The sequence below is a fragment of the Collinsella sp. AM34-10 genome, from assembly GCF_003469185.1.
GTDB lineage: Bacteria > Actinomycetota > Coriobacteriia > Coriobacteriales > Coriobacteriaceae > Collinsella.
The window spans coordinates 141,950-161,131 of the sequence record NZ_QSIL01000006.1 but is presented as its reverse complement, the minus strand read 5'-3'; the positions used below and the strand labels follow the sequence as shown (position 1 = coordinate 161,131).

Below are 19,182 nucleotides of genomic sequence, written 5' to 3'. Positions count from 1 at the left end.
ACAGATATAGTTGACATCTTCTGATGGATGCAATATATTTCTGTCATGTTGCAACGGATATCTGTCCACATTTACGAAAGGGGCTCCATGCCGGGTAAAAAAAACCTTCGCATGAAGGCGGCGCGCGCGGCGGCTGGCCTTTCGCAAGCCGACTTGGCCGAGGCCGTGGGCGTTACGCGCCAGACTATCGGTCTTATCGAGGCGGGCGGCTACAACCCCACGCTCAATTTGTGCGTGGCAATCTGTAAGGTGCTGCGCGTTACGTTGAACGACTTGTTTTGGGAAGACGAAACCGACGCCGACCCTAATACTCTTTAGGAGTTCGCTATGAAATATGAAGATCTGAAAATCGTGCAAAAGTGGCGTGAATATGCCGGCCCAAAGGATGAGCGCCTGGAGGCGGAAAGCGCAAAGATCTACAAGATTGGTTTCGTACTGCTTTCGTTTGGCATGTTGATGATCTTTTTCTACCAGTTTATAGCTCGACAGGTCGCGTGGGTTCACAGCGACGCCAGTGAAATGCCGCATGGCTTTGCAACGCCGTTCGAGGTAGCCATGTATTTGTGGCTCGTTCTCGTGATGTTGATTTGCGCAGGACTGCAAACGCGGAAGGGCTATGTCGACACCAATCGTTTTGGGCAAACCGAGCATCTTCCTGTTGGATATTTCCTGCTTCTCAGCGGTCTTAGCGGCGCCGCGTTCGCGCTTGTTATTGCCGCAATGCGCTGTATTGCTGAGGCGCAGATCGTACCACTCGAAAGCGTCTTTTGGTTGGCGAACCTGGCCACGGGCGTGTTCTGCGGTGCGACGATTTTCGCGGCCACGTTTGCTGGCCTGTGCGCAACGTTTTTCACGGCGAAAAGACGCCGTGCCAAGCTCGAGGCAGAATTCGACTCCACTGACGATATCTAATGCGAAATGGGCTGGCTCTGGGTATCCAGAACCAGCCCATTTGATGTTCGATGAGCCGAGTCGGCGTCTCTCACAAAAGTAACTAGGAGCTAGCGAGGCCTATCCGAATTGACCTCCTTGGCGGTGTCTTTTTCGAGCGCCGTGCGGCGGGCGCTGTAGGCGACGAGGCCGGCGCCTGCCGCGGCGAGTGCTGCAGCGGCTGCCGTAAGGGGAGCGTTGACATCGCCCGTGCCCGCAAGCGCGCCCGCTTTTCCGGAGCGCTTGCTATTGCCGTGGTCCTTGCCACTGCCGGAGCTGCTTCCGCCGGAGCCGCCGCCCTTGTCAGTACCGCCGCCACTCGAGCCACCATCGCCGTCCGCCGTCATCGGGGCGTCGTGAAGTCCTGTCGTATCCGCGCTGTCGCATATGCCGACCTGAACTTCTGAGCGCTCGCATGCCGCGTCAGGCACATGAAGCTCATGCAGTACGGCACCCAGCGCCGAGTTTGCGCCCGGTCGAATTTCCTCAAGCGTTACGGGATCGAGCGCTACCAGGTCACGCGCCTTCGCATACAGCGTGACGCGTTTGCCCACTTCGTCGCCCCAACTCTCGGGGATGGCGAAGCTCATGCGGAACTGTGCCGTGCAACCCGGTGCCAGCACGGCGTTGCCGTTGTCGGCTACCAGCGGGTGCGTTGCAAAACGCGCGCCCAGCGTCTCGAGCGCGTATTTCACGCGTGCCATATCGTTGTCCGAAGCGTCCTCGGCAAGCTCTGGATCAAAGATCGAAGCCATGCGTGCGTTCGCGCCGAACCCGATGGATGCGCTGGAGAACGGCTGGCTGGAGCCCTCTCGGTACAGATCGATCGTGCCGGCGGTCAGCAAGGTGTTGCCGTCGTTTCGCACCGTGACCATGAAGGATTCGCCTGCTGCTCCGGGCACCACCGCGCCCGAGGTAGCGACCGCGCCCGTCGGAGTGGCACACGCCACCAAGGGCACTTCGATGCCGTGCAGCTCTGCCTCGCTCTTCTCCGCGCTCACAATGTGCGTGGCGAGCGCGGAGAGCATGCCCCCCGACGTCAAAAATGTCGTTATCTGATCGACGGGATGGTTCAGCTCGCACATCACGAACGGCTCCGTGAACAGATCGCCTGCCAAGGTGCTGGCGAAGATGCGGAAGTGCTTGCCCATCACTGCCACCGGGTTGCCTTCTTCGTCGTAGGTTTGTCCCACCTTGCCATCGGTGTTCTCTACATAGAGCGCGCACCTGCCGTTGTCGCTTACGCTAAACGATGCCGGGCCACAGCCTGCGGCACCCACGGGCTGCGTTGCAAATGCCGATGCTCCTCGCGTCCAAGTAATATGCTGCAGTTGCTCGTTGACGGTTGCCAAAAAGCCCGAATGTTGTGGCCACGGCACCGCGTGGGGTACTGTGGCATCTGGTGGCATAACGCCCCAACCCGCGATGGACTGGCCGATCACGGCATACGATGCGCAGCCACAACCGTTTGCAGTTTCGTATGCAACGGGCACCACCATTTTGCCGTTGATATTCTCGGGTACGCCCAGCTCGATGCTCGATGGCGCTTGCGGAAAGCGGAGGACCTGACGGAACGTGAGGCTGTCGCCCAAATCATCCGACCACAGGGTGAAGCACTCCAGCGCAACCTCTGCCTCATTGCCCAGTGCCTTTTCTGCGGTGGTTCCGCGGCGGTGGAGGTAAGCGCCCGACAGGCGCCCGTCGACCAGCGTCTTGCCCACCGTGATGCGTGGACACTGCAGACAATGGTGGCCATCCTCCTGAAGGCGGCCGCGCGAGATGCTGCGCCACGACGTGTGCGACATCACGCGAACTCCGTCGTTGCTTATGCGCAGGCGCACAACGGACAGTATGCCGGCTGTGCTTGCCGTATCGAAAAGGGTGTTGTCGCCGTCGGGGCGCTCGCCCGAGACCAGCAGCACGTAAGCGTCCTGGTTTTCTCTTCCGTCCGTATATTCCACTACGTCGAAGTCGTAATCGAATATGCCGTCGCGCTCCACGTCGCCCTCGCCAAAGCCAAGGGGGAAGTCCACGGGCATGGGGGCAGACCACGTGCCGTTTGCCTTTGTGTGCACCACCAGGCGCGAGCGGCCATTGTCGCCGTAGCGCACCGAGGCGATACGGAACAGGCATTCTACGCCGGCGATCATTGCCAGCTTCATGTGAGCTTCGCTGAGCACGCCGGAAAACAGCACGTTGTCGCTCGAGGGCTTGATGCCGCCACGCTCGTCCTCCGATACACCAGCAGAATTGGCGTTGGGGTCCGCAACAGCGTTCGTCGCCTGCTCGATATAGGTGTACTCGTACATCGGCGCGGCGTTTTCGTCGTTCCCTATCAGTGCATGGACGAAATGCTCGATCTGTCCCGCGTCGTCGCTTTCTGCATCCGCCTCGAGCTCAATGCACGTGACCGCTTGATCCCAATCGCGCACGACAGGCGCGGCGTTTACGGCAGTGGCCTTAACCTCGGCGCGTGCGAGCAGCTCGGCGTTGGTGACGATGGTGGCCGATGCGATAAATTGCGGCACGCCGCCCGCCTCGATGTTGCCGGGCGTGCCGAAGCGGGCATCCAGCGTGTAAGGCGTATCTCCACCCAATGCGAGCTCAGAGCGCTGGAGCACATACTGGTTGCCATTGTTCACCGACATATTCCACGAATCGAGGAGTGTGGGCCACGACCCCGACCAAGCCTTGGTGGTCCACTTGAACATTACAAACTGGAGTATCACATCGACATCGACGTCTGCACCTACGCGCAGTCGCGGAAGCTGGTGCCCATCTGCCTTCTCGTACCCAATGAACAGCGTGAGGGATGCGGCGCCGCGCACGGCAGACGAGGCGACGCCTGCAACGCCGGCGCCAAAGGTGACGGCAAGCCCGATCTGGATGGTGAACGATCCCGACGTATTGGAATAGTCGAGCGAAATGTTCTTGAAAAACGCCGCGCCGCTGCCGTGCGTGTGGGCGCCCACGGCGAGCGCCAGTTTTGCCAGCACCCAGGGGTTGACGTTTAAGAAAAACGGCACCGGTCCTAGGGTAAACTGCTCGGTCCAATTGAGGTCGGTTCTTACCTGGAAGAGGGCCTTAATATTGCCGTATGCGGGGTCGTTGTTGTTACCCCAGGTTTTGCCCACCCAATCGTAGGCGAGCGAGCCGTACAGCTGTGTGGCGATATCCATCGTGAACAGCAGCGTGCAATGGTGGCGAAGGAGCTTGGTGTTTCTTGGATCGGTGCCCGAACCGGCACTCATGCTTTTGTACTGATTCCACTTCCCCTCCATCTCGTCGAGGTAGCGGTTTGCTTGCTTGGTGCCCGACTCGCGCGGTGACTTCTTCCAGTACTCCGGATCCGGATTGCCCGAATCGTTCATGTAGCCGACCGGCTTGTATCCTCCGCCAAACAGCACGTATCCGGCAAACGAGAAATCGAACAAAATGGGGAACGAGGGCATCCAGCACGTGAACTTATTGCCGCCGATGCCGGGAAACGCCGCCGGGAAATCAAACGGAGTGATCTCTTGGTCCATGGTAGTGGGGACGATAGTGGTCGATCCGGATTCCGCCTTTGCCGCCGGCGCGGTAACAACGGCCATAGGGGATGAGAGCGTGTAGGTTTTGCCCTGGTAGTCGAGGACAAAGCGCAGCTTGCACCCTTCTTCCAGAAGGTTTGACGCTGCATCGAGGAACTTGTCTTCGAGCGTGAACGTCGCCAGATTATTCGTGCCCGATGCGCTGGCCTTGACTTGGCCAATCTGCGTGACGGTTTCGGGTGAGCTACTCGTGGCGGGCATTACCTTGTTGATGTGCAGCGTTGCCTGTCCACCCTGTGGCAGATGTGCCTGCACGGTAAAGGCGTGCGTGTCGGGCTGCTCGTTTGCCGTGTCGTCCTTCGGCAGTGCCATGAATGTAGCGTCGGCGTACTGGATGTCCCAATCGTCGAATGTGAGCTGGCGAAAGTACGGCTCGCCGTCGGAAAGCGGACGCGTTGGAGCGGTTATGGCGGTGCCGCCCTGGATACGCGCGAGGGGAATCTCGACATCGCGGTAGCCTGCCATGCTAATGGAGATGCCGCCGTTAAAGTCGTACGCGTCGAGAAGCGTTGCCTCGTCCACGTAGCCTTCCGAAAGCGGCGCGACCTCAAAGATGGCCGTGCCTTCGTCATCGGTCGTGGCGGCGAGTTGCTTGCCTGCGGCATAGCGCGATGTGAGCGTGACCTGGGCACCCGTGATGGGCGTATTCTTGTTGGCAACGTCGACCACGACCACACCAAACATGGTGCGCGAGAGAACGAGCACCCTGAAGGGGTCTTTTTCGTCGGCATGGGCTTCGGTGGGCGCGAACGGCAATATGAAGGCGTTTGCGCTTCCCGGCACGCGCGGCAACATAACGCTCGCCAGCGAGGACGCTCCGGCAACAAGTAACGAACGGCGATCAAGCATCTTTGGCTCCCATCCCGCAGGTATCGGTGGAAATAATCCAATTTTGCGAGAAGGCGCCACGTGGCGGTAGTGCCGTTCGATGGCCAAAATGTCCAATTTGAGCGCGCGAAAGCGTCGGGCCCCCGGGACGCTTTCGATATGCCAGGTAGTCTGGCCGCTAACGCAACATATGCGCGACCAGCTCGGCGCGAGTTCCGATACCAAGCTTGGCATACACTCCTGATAGGCGGTTTTTGACGGTACCCGGCGATACTCCCATATGGCGTGCGATTTCGGCGTTGGTCCACCCGCGACAGGCGAGCATGGCCATGGTGAATTCCGTGGTCGTTAGATCGTCGGCCACGTCCTCGCCCGAATCGGGGTTGTGGATGCGCCGCCAGCCGTAGCTGAATCGATACGTAATCTCGATGATGCGTGCGAAGTCGTCAGGGTATTGCGTTTTTAGACACGCCTCGATAAGCCCCTGCAAAAGGCCGTGGTGCTCGCCGATGAGTTCGATAAGGCCGTCGGGACGCGCAACGTCCCAAGCGGCTCCGAAGTGTGCCTTTGCGGTGTCGATGTCCTTGAGGCTCATGCAGGCCATGGAAGCCGACAAGTGCAGGAACAGCTCCGAGATGGGATAACTTCCCTGTTTCATGATCAGGGCGTTTTCCGCCATGCCCAGACTGCGGCCATATTCGCCGCGCAGGTACAGGGCATGCGCCATCACGTAGCTGGCGAACAGGCGCAGGCCTTCGGGCAGATGCGCCGCAAGTGGATAAAACTCTTCGGCGGAATGCGGGGAAGGCAAGTGCAGCAGGACGCTCGCAGCGGAGGCGAACAGGATATGCGTGGCGTGGACGGCGGGCGATTCCTCGTCAGTTGGCGCATCGAGGATGCCCGCAAGGCAACGGCGGGCATCGGCGATACGGTTGAGCGACAGACTGGCATATCCGCAGATAAGGCATGCGGAATAACGCAGTGCGGGGTCGGTGGCGTCAAGATAGGGGCGTGCTGTCTCGGCGGCGGGTGTGGCCTGTCCGCGAAAGTACAGCGCTTCTGCCGTGGCGATGGTGCGTGAATCGGGGTCGGAAATGCCTGCAACCGCAGCGTCAATCTGCCCCGGCACAAAGGCAGTGCACATCAACGGCATGGGAATGCGCGGGTAGCCATCGCAGTCCATCTTCCATCTCCCATCAGGTGGCAACAATGCAGCAATTGTACTCCTGTTGCTCGGGACTGGAATTTGTGGGTATCGCCTACGATTATGCCGAACGTATAAAGGAAGAGTCTATTGGCGATGCTCCCAAGGTGGCTGTCGAAGCCTAGCTGACCTTGGCATTCGGAAAAATTGCCACCCCTGCAAAAAGCTCTGTCGCAGCGATGGGAAACGCATCTTCTGGGCATTCCGGCGTCTCCAGCCAGCGCTGGACTGCTGCTGTTGCCTGTGCGTTGGCGAGCGAGGCGTGGCGGCCGTCCGGCGACCAGCGGTGACGGGCGAGCCCTGCCGCGTACGTGGGCCTCCATCGGCGTAGACCTATGACCCCCCCTGACATCGGAGAAGTCCACCATGGCGTCCAGGACTTTACCGTCCGGCACGTCCAGCCTAGCGGCTCTCTTGAACCCAAGGTTGAAAGGGGGCGTTGTGCAAGGCGAATGGGGCCGAGTGGAAGTGGATCAAAAGAGCGTTACTTGACGTTTCATGCATAATGCCAACCGCCCCGCGACATCACGTTCACAGCGCGCAGGGGCCGGAGAATCTTCGCGATGAGAGTTGACGTCTAATACCTTGCATCGTATAGTGTGTATAGCATAGTATATGACGAGAGGAGGTGTGCGGATGGAGGCACAGATGAAGCGCGGCTTCCTGGAGGCCTGCGTGCTCGCGGCCGTCTCCGGCGAGGAGTCCTACGGCTACCAGATCGTGAAGGACGTACCGGCGAGCATGGGGCTCACGGAGTCGACGCTCTACCCGCTGCTCAAGCGCCTGGAGAAGGCCGGGTGCATCACGGCGCGCTCCGCCGAGCACAACGGGCGGCTGCGCCGGTACTACCGCATCACGGACGACGGGCGAGCACGCATCGAGGAGTTCCTGGCCGAGTGGCCGTCCGTACGGGAGATTTACGCATATGTTGAGGGGGCGCACCATGACGCGCGATGAGTTTCTGGGCCGGTTGGGCGAGCTGCTCGCCTGCCTGCCGGCCGAGCAGGTGGAGGAGACCAAGGCGTTCTATGCGGAGGCCATCGCCGACCGCATGGAGGACGGTATGAGCGAGGAGGAGGCCGTGGCCGCCATGGGCACGCCCGGCGAGGTGGCGGAGGCCACGCTCGACGACCTGCCCGCCGTGCCGCGCGCGATCGCGAGGACGCGCCGGCGCAGCACCACGCTGCTGTGGGTGCTGACCATCGTGGGCTCCCCGGTGTGGGTGCCGCTGCTCGCCGCCTTCGCCGCCGTGGCCGTCACGGTCTATATCTGCATCTGGCTGCTGGCGCTCTGCGTGTGGATCGTCGCGGTGGCACTCGGGAGCGTGGGCGTAGTTGAGCTCCTGCTTGTCGTAAGCGGCGTCACCATCGGCCACTTCCCGTACGCCCTCGCCTCGGCGGGCGTGGGGCTCGGCCTCGTCGGCGTGGCGCTCTTCGTTGGTGCTGGCGCTTGGGCCGCCTCAAAACAAATTGCGCGCCTCTCGGCGCTCTGGGCGAGGAAGGCCGCCTCGCCCTTCTGGAAGGGTAAGGGCGAGAAGGGCGGCGCTGCCGCGCATCTCGCGGCGTAGAAAGGAGTGAGTACCATGACCAGCGCGAAGAAGATCTACCTCGCCGTGGCGGGCGGGCTCGTTGCCGCGGGTGTTGTCCTCGCGGGCATTGGCTTTATCGCTTCGGGCTTCGACCCGGCCGTGTTCACAACCCAAATCGACACGCGCGACAGCACCATCGTGCTCGGCGGCGTCGAGGTGGACGACCCGATGGGCCTCCCCCTCATCGAGCAGCTCGCCAATCTGGGCGAGATCGACACCTCCGGCGTCGCGGATCCCGCCGCGCCCTAGGCGCAGCGAGCCCGGGCGCTCTGCCCGCCAAGCTGCGTAAGCCGGCGAAACCCGAACCTCAACCTCTACGCAACTGGCCCCAAGCCTGCGCCGATTCGCTCTCAGCGCCGCGCGGGGGCCCGTGACGCATGCCCAAAAAGGTACGAGGAGAAAGGAACGCGATGACGACAACCACGCCCTTCCGCCTTCACGGGGCCACGCAGGACCGGAAGCGACTGGGCCGTGCGGTGGGGCTGTGCTTGGATTGGCTACACTGATATGGACAGTTCCGTGAGGGGCGCGAGAGACGGGACTCTGGGGAGATCTTCGAGGAGGAGTGTCTCGACTGGAAGCGCGGGTTCAGTGGAGCAGGAACCTAATCTCTGTCTCTCTTGCTTTTTTGATTTGTTGAGAAGCCGGCATTTGGGGGCATTTTGGATAGCGAACAGTTCAAACAAGAAGCTGAGAAAATAGAACAAAGCCTGAGTGCCTTGAGAGTCGCCGAGCGCAATGCAGTGATTCCCTTCATGAACGGTGACTTTACCCAATGGGATCTATATCTGGCATCCTCCTCTGAGTATGCGATGAGACTGATAGACGGATTCATCTCCATGCTCGAGTCGAGGAATCTTGTTTGCGTCGCCCAGCTTCTCCGCGCACAGGTTGGAGTCTGCCTGCGGACATTCGCATTATTCGCCGCCGAAGACCAGGATGACTTTCTCAAGCAGGTGTTTCAAGGTGTGCCTGTGAACAAGCTGAAAGATTTCTCGGGTGAGAAGATGTCCGATGGAAGACTTCAAGACTTACTCGAGAAGTTCGATCCAAAGGTAAAAGATGTATACAAGGTGACGTCTGGATTCGTCCACTTCTCCATTGATATTCTGCCGAGCATGGGTGTGCCTGGGGAGGGCTATGAGGTCGAGTTTAATTTTGGAGCCGAGCCCAACGAGAGAAACAATGCGCCTCTCGTGGAATGCGGCAAGGCGTTCTGCCACTATGTCGACCTGCATCTCCAGATGCTCCATAAGGTGATTGCTTCGGATGAATGGTATGCCGATCGATTCCGTATCGATTCCGATGGTCCTGCAGACGAGGCCTCGAAAAGCGAGAAGGTGTAGGTCGAACGCATTGACGCTGCCTTGACAGCATCCCGATATGATAACGAATGGGAGGTTCCCTGCGAAATGTGCGCCTCTGTATATTCTCGCTAGGACGCCCTCGACCGATAAGGCATCGTTGAGTTCAATTTGAGTTCAGCTCGGGTGCCTGAAAATCGCCCAACTCTGATAAAAGGGGAGACGACGGTACACCACGTAGACGAGAGGCTATGGAAGTACACGATTTGATTATATTGGCGCGCTAAACCGCCCCGCTGCCCAACTTGAACTCCGCTCACGCGTGTATGGGGCTGCGAGAGGTAACGGCCTGCGGCCTCCTTTGTGTGCTCGATGATATCTTCGAGCATGCCGGGCATGGCGGAGACATTCGCTGCAATCCAGCCGTGTTCAAGCGCCGTTTCGGATAGGAGTGAGAGGGGGCTGTCTTGCCCGTTTCCCTTGCACCCGTAAAGATGGTTGACAGTTTGGGGTCTCCCGGGTCTTTAGCTTTTACCGTGCTAGATGCCTCATGGAAACTGTTGGACTTTAATCAGACAGACCCAGCATGTCGTTTTCCTCCATGAGGACATCGGCTAAAACCGCAACACCTATGCTTGTTTAAGCAAACTTCCTGATAGTCGTGGAGCTGCTGTAGCCCGACATGCAGGACATCGCTCGGCTTAAACACCGGATGCCGCATCCGCGAAACGAGTTGCGGTGCACCCTGTTCCAAAAGGCTGCCAAGTACCATGGCGTGAGCGTTGGGGTAGCCATCATTCAGCGTGGATACATCCGGATGCGCATAGATCCAGACGATTCCAACGTTCTCGTATTTCCCGTGCAGGTAATCGAAGAGGGCAGGCGACACCATACAGTTGCCGCCGACGGTCACGACTCTGTCGGGGTTTTCTGCCGCAAGCTTCCTCTGCGCATCCTGAATCCCCGCCAGGACTTCGTCCTCGGCATAGATGCGAACTGTCTCCCATTTCTCATGTCCAAGTTTTGGGACGCGTTTCACAATGTCGAGTGGGACTCCTGGACAGTCGGATCACGTGGTGGCCCCCTTTGAGAGGGTCACGAGCATCACGGTCCCGTTCTCGGAACTTGCTTCGACCTCTACCGTGCCACCGTGAAGCGCTGCAATCTCCCAAACAAGCGCTAGCCCGAGCCCTGCGCCGCCGTATGCCCTGCTGCGGGATTTGTCTAGACGAAAGAACGGCTGGAAGATGCTCTCTCGGTGCTGCTTGGGTATTCCCGGGCCCTCATCTTTGACTCGCAGGAACACGCGGCTGTCGTTGTCGCTGATGGAGACGCTGACAGTCGAGCCGGGGTGGCTGTAACGGATGGCATTTTCGACCAGGTTAAACACCAGCCGATAGAGGAGCGTGTCGCTCCCGATTACTAAAGCGTCTCCAGCACAATTGAGGGCTATGCCCCTATTCTCGGCAAGTGGCGCAAGGTCGGTGAGGACCTCTTCGGACAAGGGGCCAAGTTCAACATCGTCCTCGCAAGGAACGCTGCGGAGCTCACTCATCTCGAGCAATACCTTGGTCATTCGAGACATGCGCTCAGTTTGTTCTTGTAGCAGGCCGAGCAGCTCGGCTGTTTCGGCTTGCAAACCGGAGTGCTCGGAGATGAAGAGTTCAATTTGTGCTTGCATAAGAGCGAGCGGGGTGCGCAGCTCGTGTGCGGCGTTGCCGGTAAACTGACGCTGTGCAGAGAACCCTTCGCCAAGACGGGCGATCATGTCGTTGAAAGAGGCGCTGCATCGTTGTAGCTCGGTGGGCACATCTTCACTGAGTCTGATTTCGCTTAGGTTGTCAGGCTGCACGCGCTCAACCTGGGCTGCAAAAGCCCGCAGCGGTTTGAGTGCACGGCCGCTCACAAAGTATGCCAGCACGCCGCCAAGGAGTGTGACTCCAGCCGTGATGTACCAGGCTGTCGTGCCAAAAGACTCCTGTGCGTCGTTTACGATGATCGTGACCTCGTCATCGGGGGTCGCTTTCGTTGGGTCGAACGCCTGGGGCGAATCTTCGCCGGTTGCGTTAAAGGCCGAGATGTTACTGCCGATGGCATCCATGTAGCGCATGCCCGTATAGCCGACCAGGCAGTTCGTCAGCACGCATGCCGCACACGTGAGCAGTGCTGTCATAATCGTTATGCGCCATTGCAGCGAAAGCCTTTTCATTCGCTATCCTCCATAACGTAGCCCTCTCCAATCCGATTGCGAATCGGGTCGTATCCCAAAGCGCTGCGTAGCTTTTTGCGGAGTGACGAGATGTGAACGCGGGTTGCGTTGCTAAAGCTGTTCACGCTGCTATCCCAAACGTGCTCGATAAGCTCCTCTTGACTTACCGGACGCCCCTGATTAAGCATCAGGTATTCCAAGATTCCCGTTTCCTTGCGTGTAAGAGATAGAGCCTCACTGTCCACGGAAGCGATGCGCACCTTGGTGTCAAAGCTGAGCTTTCCGCAGGTTAAAACTATGTCGCTTTGTGTGAAGCGCCTGAGGGTGAGGCTGCGGATCCTTGCCGCAAGTTCGTCCAGATGAAACGGCTTGGTGAGGTAATCGTTGGCGCCGGCATCGAGTCCGGCGACTTTATCGGATACTTCGCCACGTGCGGACAGAATCAGTACCTTGGTCTCGCAGTCGGTTTTCCTAAGTTCCCTGAGCACGGTCATGCCGTCGATGCGGGGGAGATTGAGGTCGAGTACCACGAGGTCAAAGACTTCGACGCCCAGCAGGTCGAGTGCCTCCCGTCCATCGTGGCAGCAGTCGACGCTGTACGCCAGGTTTCGCAAGCTGCGTGCGATTGCATCGCACAGTGCTCGCTCGTCTTCGACGATCAAAATACGCATAACAGTCTCCTTGCACATTCCAAATCGCGCTTAACACGGATTTTATAGTCGATATGGTCCAATGGTCGCGTAACGAAAGGAGTGGTTGGGTTGTTCAAAGCAGTAAAACCCGTGGTACAGGTCGCTTTGTTGATCGTCGGAATTGCCATGGTGTGCTTTGGCGTTATGCGTGGCGAGGCGGATGCCGTGCTGGCCAAAGCGATTAGGCTGTGCTTGGAGTGTATCGGAATTGGATAAAAGAAAAAACACCGTGTCGCATGTTTTGGCCCGATCTCGCGGATTCATTCAGGCGGCGGCAACGCTCATCACCAACATTCACCTGCCAAACTTTGCTAAAGGCGGCATCTATCAGGGCGCGGGAAAAACAGTCTGCGTACCCGGGCTTAACTGCTATTCGTGCCCCGCGGCATCGGGTGCGTGCCCCATCGGGTCGTTCCAGTCGGTGGTAGGTTCATCTAAGTTTAACTTCTCCTACTACGTTACCGGTACGCTCATTTTGCTCGGCGTGCTGCTGGGACGCTTTGTATGCGGCTTTCTGTGCCCGTTTGGCTGGCTGCAGGAGCTGCTTCATAAGATTCCCGGCAAAAAGCTTTCGACAAAAAAGCTCAAGGCGCTTACGTATATCAAATACTTCGTGCTGCTGTTTGCTGTGGTATTGCTGCCTGTGCTGGTGGTCAACGACCTGGGGATGGGAGATCCGTTCTTTTGCAAATACATCTGTCCGCAGGGCGTGCTCGAGGGCGCCATTCCGCTGGCCATTGCCAATACCGGCATTCGATCTGCGTTGGGACATCTCTTTACTTGGAAACTTGCCGTTCTCATTGCCGTGGTAGTGCTGAGCGTTTTGTTCTACCGCCCCTTCTGCAAATGGATTTGCCCGCTCGGCGCATTCTATGCGCTCATGAATAAGGTATCCCTGCTAGGGATTCGGGTCGATGCATGCAAATGCGTCTCGTGCGGCAAGTGTTCAAGGGTTTGTCAGATGGACGTTGATGTGGTCCGCGCGCCCAATCATGCCGAATGTATCCGGTGCGGAAAGTGCATCGGGGCCTGTCCTGTCGATGCCATCAGCTATCGCTATGGCCTGGATGTGTCGGCGGAAAAGCTTCCCTTGACCGCCGATAAAAAGTAAACAAGCTTCGACAAAACGGAGGAATGACTATGAAGCTTTCTAAGATTGCGGCCCTGTTTATGGTGCCGGTATTGGCCTTGTGTCTTGTGGCATGTTCGGCGCCCGGTGGCAATGTGAGCGAATCTGCGAGCTCCGATCCTAAGATCGCAGAACTCACTGCGCAGAAGCCGACCAATGCCGACGAGGCCGCTGAGCTGTATGCGAAGCTCATGAAAAAGGAGAACGATATCCTTTCGAGTGATAACGCGCTGTGGGAAAAGGTATTCAATGCGGCAAATAAAGAATCGGCAATGATTGAGGACGGTAGCAATTACGGCGATTTCCTGCTCAAGACCATCGACGGTGCCAAGGATGAGTTCACGGCGGATGAGCTCAAGACGCTCAAGGCCGGTGCACAGCAGATCAAGGAGATCGAGGACAAGCTCGAGAGCTTGGAGAAGGAGTTCCCCGGCTGTGGAAGCACGCCGAGCGAAGGCGAGAGCGTCGACGCTTCGGCCGCTGGCATGACGGCTGGTGCCAATGCTTCGAGCGAGGCGACGAAGTTCCCCAGCTTTATGGGCAAGGACCTGGATGGCAACGACGTGAGTAGCGACGAGCTGTTCTCTAAGAACAAGGTCACCGTCATGAACTTCTGGTTCACCACTTGCAAGCCGTGCGTGGGCGAGCTGGGCGATCTTGAGAAGCTGAATCAGGAGCTTGCCAAGAAGGGCGGTCAGGTCGTGGGCGTCAATTCCTTTACGCTCGATGGCAACAAGGGCGAGATTGCAGATGCCAAGGACGTGCTGAGCAAGAAGGGCGTGACGTATAAGAACATCTGGTTCAAGTCGGATAGCGAGGCCGGTAAGTTTACGTCAAATTTGTTCTCGTTCCCGACAACGTATGTCATCGATCAGAATGGCAACATCGTAGGGGATCCAATCGTGGGAGCCATCAGCTCCGCCGAGCAGCGCGCAGCGCTCGACAAGCTTATCGACCAGGCGATTGCGGATAGCGAGCAGTAGAAAACGCGTAAAGCACAGCGAGGATCGTGCGCCGCTGTACGAAGTAGCCCGCTCCCTTTCAAGATAATCTCCACCATAAAGAGGTCCCGCTCGGGACCTCTTTTTTAGGCGCCGTCCCGTTCGTTTTTTGGCGTGCTTCGTTACATTCCTCACTGGCGCCGGCAAAAAATGGGGATAGAGTAGGACAAACGCGTCGAATACGAACGGCGGGGGAGAGCGGGCAAGTGCGCCTGCGTGGGAGAGGTTGCCGTCCATGTTGGAGCTCAAGAGTATTTGCAAAAGGTACGTTACGCAGTCGTTTACGCAGGTGGCGCTCGATAGCGTAAGCCTGTCTTTTCGCGATAACGAGTTCGTGGCCATTCTGGGTCCCTCGGGCTCGGGCAAAACTACGATGCTCAACGTTATCGGTGGGCTCGATCATTTCGATTCTGGTGACTTGCTGATCGACGGCATATCGACCAAGGACTTTCACGATCGCGATTGGGATGCCTATCGCAACAACCGCATCGGCTTTGTGTTCCAGAGCTATAACCTTATCCCACATCAGACCATCTTGGAAAACGTGGAGCTGGCGCTTACGCTCACGGGCGTGGGGCATGCCGAGCGTCGCCAGCGTGCGCGCGAGGCGTTGGAGAAAGTCGGCCTGGGCGAGCACGTTAACAAGCGCCCGAGCCAGCTTTCGGGCGGGCAGATGCAGCGTGTGGCCATCGCCCGCGCCCTGATTAATGATCCCGAGATTGTGCTGGCAGACGAGCCGACCGGCGCTTTGGATTCAACGACATCCGTACAGGTCATGGATCTGCTCAAGGACGTGGCGCGCGACCGTCTGGTTATTATGGTCACGCACAATCCCGAGCTGGCGTACCAGTACGCCACGCGCATCGTTAACCTGGCGGACGGCAAGATCACCGACGATTCCGACCCCTTTGATGCAGCAAAGGCCGTGCGTCGCGAGGCTAAGCCTACGCGCAAAACCTCGATGAGCTTTGTGACGGCGTTGGGGCTTTCTGCCCGAAACCTCATGACCAAGAAGGGTCGCACGGCCATGACGGCCTTTGCAGGTTCGATTGGCATTATCGGCATTGCGGCGATCCTAGCGCTGTCCAACGGCGTAAACGGCTACATCAAAAAGGTCGAGGAGGATACGCTGTCGAGCTATCCGCTCACCATTTCCAAGCAGGATTACGACCTGTCGTCCATGATGGGCGGACAGGGGGCCACGGATGATGGCTCGCCTGAAAACGTGGACTCGTCCGACGACAGCGTCGGCGGCAAGGCTAAGGGAACCGATACGATTCCCGTGGTCACGGCCGTAAAGGACATGTTTGCGAGCGTTAAATCTAACGATATGACGAGCTTTAAGGCATGGCTCGATGCCGGTGGCGACGGTATCAATAAAGAGGTCAATGCCATCCAGTACGGCTATGGCGTGACGCCGGATGTCTATCGTGCCGGGAAGGGCGATGAGAAGCCTGTCCGGCTGGTGCCCAACGCCATGACCGAGGCCATGAGCGGAGGCGCAAGCTCGGCGGCAACGGTGAGCATGGACTCCATGGGGACGTCGGTCTTTAATGAGATGATTGACGACCAGAGCCTGCTCGATAGCCAGTACGATGTCGTTGCCGGCCATTGGCCTACGTCCGCCAACGAGGCCGTGATGGTGCTTTCGAGCCGCGGCACGGTGGGCGACTACACGCTCTACAGCATCGGTGCGCTGGATATCGATGAGCTCAACGACCTGGTCAACAGTGCCATGACGGCCGACGGCAAGGTCGAGACGCCCAAGGCCGGCACCGACTTTACCTACGACGATGCGCTGTCCACGACGTTTAAGGTGCTGTCGCCGGCAGATGCCTATCGCAAAAATGAAGAGACCGGCATGTGGACTGACATGTCTGGCGATGCCGACTTTATGGCGGCCAAGGTTGCCGACGGCATCGACGTGCGCATTGTGGGCGTGGTGCGACCCAATGAGACGGCCAACGCGAGCGCATTATCCCCGGGCATTGCCTATACGCATGCGCTGACTCGCCAGCTTATGGAGCGTGCTGCCGATTCGCAGATTGTGCAGGAGCAGCTTGCCCACCCCGAGACGGATGTCTTTACGGGCAAAACCTTTGACGAGTTGCAAGGCGAGGCCAAGCAAGGCGTTGATCTGGGCAGTATGTTCAGTGTGGACGAGGCGGCTCTGAAGAGCGCGTTCTCACTCGATTCGTCTGCGCTCTCGGGCGCGGCTGGCGGCATGGACCTTTCTGGCATCGACTTGTCCGGGCTGGACATTGACCTTTCGGGCGTTGGGAAGGATATCGACTTCACCGACATCATGGCCAAAGCGCCGACCCCCGATTTCTCGGGCATCTTTGACGGTCTGGAGCTCACGCCCGAGCAAATGCAGCAGGTGGGAACGCTTGCCAACCAGCTGTTTGAGGGCTTTTTGCGGTCTGATCAGTTTAAGGCGCTGTCGCCCGATGATCTTAAGGACGCATCAAAGCTTGCCGCCGCGTTCTCGACGTATCTTGAGAGTGATACGGCAGCCCAGCAAATCCTGGCCCAGCTCAAAGCGCTCGGCGGCGATGCCCTGGCCGAGCGCCTGCAACGGGCGATGACCGACTATGTGCAAAAGCAGCTGGCTCCGTATCTGCAGCAGGCTATGGATCAGGTGATGCAGACAATTAGTGAGCAGATTGCGACAACGGTGTCGGCTCAGCTCAAGGCGGGCGCGGCGGGGCTCATGGGCCAGATGGCGACGCAGATGTCTTCGAGTTTTGCCAACCTGGCGAGCGCTATGCGTGTGGATGCGGGCGCCTTTGCTCGTGCCATCCACTTCAACATGGACGCCGAGGACCTGAGTTCGCTCATGATGAGCTATGCCAAGGCATCGAAGCTCACCTACGACAACAATCTGACCACGTTGGGCTATGCGGACGAGGCGGACCCCATCTCGGTCAAGATTTTCCCGCGTGACTTTGAGGCCAAGGAGCGCGTTCTTGATCGCATCGATGCGTACAACAAACAGGCCAAAGCCGCTGGTCACGATGAGCAGGCAATCTCGTATACCGACTACATGGGCATCATCATGGGCTCGGTGACCGACATCGTGAACACCATCAGCTTGGTGCTCATCGCTTTTGTGAGCATCAGCTTGGTCGTCAGCTCAATCATGATCGGCATCATCACCTACATCAGCGTACTGGAACGTAAAAAGGAGATTGGCATCCTGCGCGCGATCGGCGCGTCCAAGCGCAACGTGGCCAACGTGTTCAACGCCGAGACCTTTATCGAAGGCCTCATCGCCGGCGTCTTTGCCATTGTCGTCGTGGTGGCCGTGAGCTTTCCGGTTAATGCCTGGGCGCTTGCTGCCAAACAAGTGCCCAATCTGATGAGCCTGCCCGTGCAGGATGCGTTGGTGCTCATCGCGATTTCGGTGCTGCTGACGGTTGTCGCTGGCCTGCTGCCGGCCCGCAGCGCATCCAAGAAAGACCCCGTGGAGGCCCTACGTTCCGAATAATGTGACAAAGGGACAGCCCCTTTGTCACATTCATCTCCCTGCACCTAGTTTGTTTTGCTCATCAGCGTGATGCGGATGGTTGGATGGGTGTACTCGTCAAACTCGTCCTTAGGATCCGTATCAAACGAGTAATACGTTTTGATGAGGTCGTCACTCGTCCTGATAGAGATTCTCTCGTAGAGTGAGCCGTTCAAAAATGCCTGCCTAAACTCTTCGGGGAGTTTCTGCGGTGCCAAGAGCTCGGGGCTCACCGTCTTGACGTCAACGGTTTGAACGGCAGAGGAAAGCTCGTCAAGCTCGCGTTCGATGCGGGCAAGGTTATCCTCGAGGCTCGCGCTGGGGTCGACCTCTGCCGCGTAGCTCACTTCCTTGAGCGTCCCCTTGTTGTCAAAGTCCAGATACGTATAGGTCTTCTGGGCGTCGGAGTCGCCTTCGTGCAGATAGCCGCGGACATGATAGCCGTAATCTTGATATCGCTCGTATGGGTCATCGGCGGACACGTACTCGCATGCGGGCTCTAATGCCTTGCGGGCGATGGCGATCTGCTCGGCCGCGGCCGCGGCGTTCTGTTGCATCTCGATGTTTCCCTGCGCCAGCTGCGGGATATAGGCGCCGCACACGATTGCGAGGGGCAGTGCCACAAGCGCGACGATCCACTTTTTTGCACGGGGGATAGGCACGCCACAGGCCTCTGCCATGGCCTTTGCGTTGGCAAAGCTCTCGGCAAGCACGTCTGCCGCGGTGGCGACGGCTCCTGCGGCAGCGGCGACTTCTGCCGCGCCGCCCAGGTTGCGTGCGGTTTCGTTGTCGCTGTTCTTGAGCAGACGCGCGGCGGCCTGCGTGCCAACAACGCCTGCAATCTGTGCCGAGCGGTCTTTTTCGCTCTGCTCGACGGCGAGCCGGTGCTGCATTTCCCTCCACTGCTTGCCGCGCATGCCAAAGCGCGGCGCGAGAGTGCAGTAGCAAAATATGACGAGCTCGACGACGGCGAGTGCCAGGGCGGCCATCATGCCCGTGTCTTGGAATCCTTCATGGTGGAAGACGATGTCGTCGATCATCTCGAAAGGAATGATCGATAAGGGCAGCACGAATGCCATGGCAAGCGCCGCGCCGGCAACCTTTGGGCAAATGCAGTATCGCTGGATGCGTTTACGTTCTTGTTCGGAGAGTGTTGCCATAGCTGGTCCTTGGAGTCGTGGCGGTCGTTACGGCGCGCG

Annotated in this window: 16 protein-coding genes; 10 read left to right on the top strand and 6 right to left on the bottom strand. The window is 58.6% G+C overall.

Annotation, left to right across the window (positions count from 1 at the left end):
- Nucleotides 1–87: 87 nt before the first annotated feature.
- Together DW823_RS07260 and DW823_RS07255 are read left to right on the top strand one after the other, a co-directional pair.
- Nucleotides 88–318 (top strand): helix-turn-helix transcriptional regulator, encoded by a 231-nt coding sequence (locus tag DW823_RS07260; protein ID WP_117746122.1) that lies wholly within the window; start codon nt 88–90, stop codon nt 316–318.
- 9 nt (nt 319–327) lie between these two features.
- Entirely contained in the window at nt 328–912 is a 585-nt protein-coding gene (locus DW823_RS07255) for a hypothetical protein (RefSeq protein WP_117746123.1), read from the top strand.
- An 89-nt stretch (nt 913–1,001) separates the two neighbouring features.
- Here the strand turns inward: DW823_RS07255 and DW823_RS07250 are convergent, their stop codons facing one another.
- The gene (locus DW823_RS07250; protein WP_118081434.1) at nt 1,002–5,369 is read right to left on the bottom strand and encodes a hypothetical protein; all 4,368 of its coding nucleotides are present in this window, start codon (nt 5,367–5,369) and stop codon (nt 1,002–1,004) included.
- Nucleotides 5,370–5,526: 157 nt separating this feature from the next.
- A complete protein-coding gene (locus DW823_RS09865; RefSeq protein WP_199574394.1) occupies nt 5,527–6,531 on the bottom strand; it encodes a helix-turn-helix transcriptional regulator in 1,005 nt (334 codons plus the stop codon).
- 657 nt (nt 6,532–7,188) lie between these two features.
- On the opposite strand from DW823_RS09865, the gene DW823_RS07240 reads away from it, so the two are divergent.
- The 4 genes from DW823_RS07240 to DW823_RS07225 all read left to right on the top strand — a co-directional run bounded on the left by DW823_RS07240 (nt 7,189) and on the right by DW823_RS07225 (nt 9,486).
- A complete protein-coding gene (locus tag DW823_RS07240) occupies nt 7,189–7,509 on the top strand; it encodes a PadR family transcriptional regulator (protein WP_006234594.1) in 321 nt (106 codons plus the stop codon).
- Entirely contained in the window at nt 7,496–8,119 is a 624-nt protein-coding gene (locus tag DW823_RS07235; RefSeq protein ID WP_118081432.1) for a DUF1700 domain-containing protein, read from the top strand. Before DW823_RS07240 ends, DW823_RS07235 begins: the two co-directional genes overlap by 14 nt.
- A 15-nt stretch (nt 8,120–8,134) precedes the next feature.
- Entirely contained in the window at nt 8,135–8,389 is a 255-nt protein-coding gene (locus DW823_RS07230; protein WP_118081429.1) for a hypothetical protein, read from the top strand.
- A gap of 413 nt (nt 8,390–8,802) precedes the next feature.
- Nucleotides 8,803–9,486 carry a hypothetical protein gene (locus DW823_RS07225; protein WP_117848186.1) on the top strand — a complete coding sequence of 228 codons (684 nt, stop codon included), beginning with the start codon at nt 8,803–8,805 and terminating at the stop codon, nt 9,484–9,486.
- Between the two features lie 529 nt (nt 9,487–10,015).
- On the opposite strand, the gene DW823_RS07215 is transcribed toward DW823_RS07225, so the two are convergent.
- The 3 genes from DW823_RS07215 to DW823_RS07205 are packed head-to-tail and all read right to left on the bottom strand — an operon-like array spanning nt 10,016 to nt 12,324.
- Nucleotides 10,016–10,483 carry an arginase family protein gene (locus DW823_RS07215; RefSeq protein ID WP_199574392.1) on the bottom strand — a complete coding sequence of 156 codons (468 nt, stop codon included), beginning with the start codon at nt 10,481–10,483 and terminating at the stop codon, nt 10,016–10,018.
- 30 nt (nt 10,484–10,513) lie between these two features.
- On the bottom strand, nt 10,514–11,653 hold the full coding sequence (locus DW823_RS07210; RefSeq protein WP_118081425.1) for a cell wall metabolism sensor histidine kinase WalK: 1,140 nt from the start codon (nt 11,651–11,653) through the stop codon (nt 10,514–10,516).
- Nucleotides 11,650–12,324, bottom strand: a complete 675-nt coding sequence (locus tag DW823_RS07205) for a response regulator transcription factor (RefSeq protein ID WP_304999854.1) — start codon at nt 12,322–12,324, stop codon at nt 11,650–11,652. Before DW823_RS07205 ends, DW823_RS07210 begins: the two co-directional genes overlap by 4 nt.
- 90 nt (nt 12,325–12,414) lie before the next feature.
- Here DW823_RS07205 and DW823_RS10070 point away from each other — a divergent pair, with 90 nt between their 5' ends.
- The 4 genes from DW823_RS10070 to DW823_RS07185 all read left to right on the top strand — a co-directional run bounded on the left by DW823_RS10070 (nt 12,415) and on the right by DW823_RS07185 (nt 17,965).
- Nucleotides 12,415–12,561, top strand: a complete 147-nt coding sequence (locus DW823_RS10070) for a CD1871A family CXXC motif-containing protein (protein WP_040219972.1) — start codon at nt 12,415–12,417, stop codon at nt 12,559–12,561.
- Nucleotides 12,554–13,456, top strand: coding sequence for a 4Fe-4S binding protein (locus DW823_RS07195; RefSeq protein ID WP_118081421.1), 903 nt, complete (start codon nt 12,554–12,556; stop codon nt 13,454–13,456). The genes DW823_RS10070 and DW823_RS07195 overlap by 8 nt, the downstream gene beginning before the upstream one ends.
- A 29-nt stretch (nt 13,457–13,485) precedes the next feature.
- A complete protein-coding gene (locus tag DW823_RS07190) occupies nt 13,486–14,457 on the top strand; it encodes a TlpA disulfide reductase family protein (protein ID WP_118081419.1) in 972 nt (323 codons plus the stop codon).
- Between the two features lie 253 nt (nt 14,458–14,710).
- Nucleotides 14,711–17,965: an ABC transporter ATP-binding protein/permease gene (locus tag DW823_RS07185; protein WP_118081416.1), complete on the top strand. Its 3,255-nt coding sequence runs from the start codon at nt 14,711–14,713 to the stop codon at nt 17,963–17,965.
- A 44-nt stretch (nt 17,966–18,009) separates the two neighbouring features.
- Here the strand turns inward: DW823_RS07185 and DW823_RS07180 are convergent, their stop codons facing one another.
- On the bottom strand, nt 18,010–19,143 hold the full coding sequence (locus DW823_RS07180; protein WP_118081415.1) for a hypothetical protein: 1,134 nt from the start codon (nt 19,141–19,143) through the stop codon (nt 18,010–18,012).
- Between the last annotated feature and the right edge of the window lie 39 nt (nt 19,144–19,182).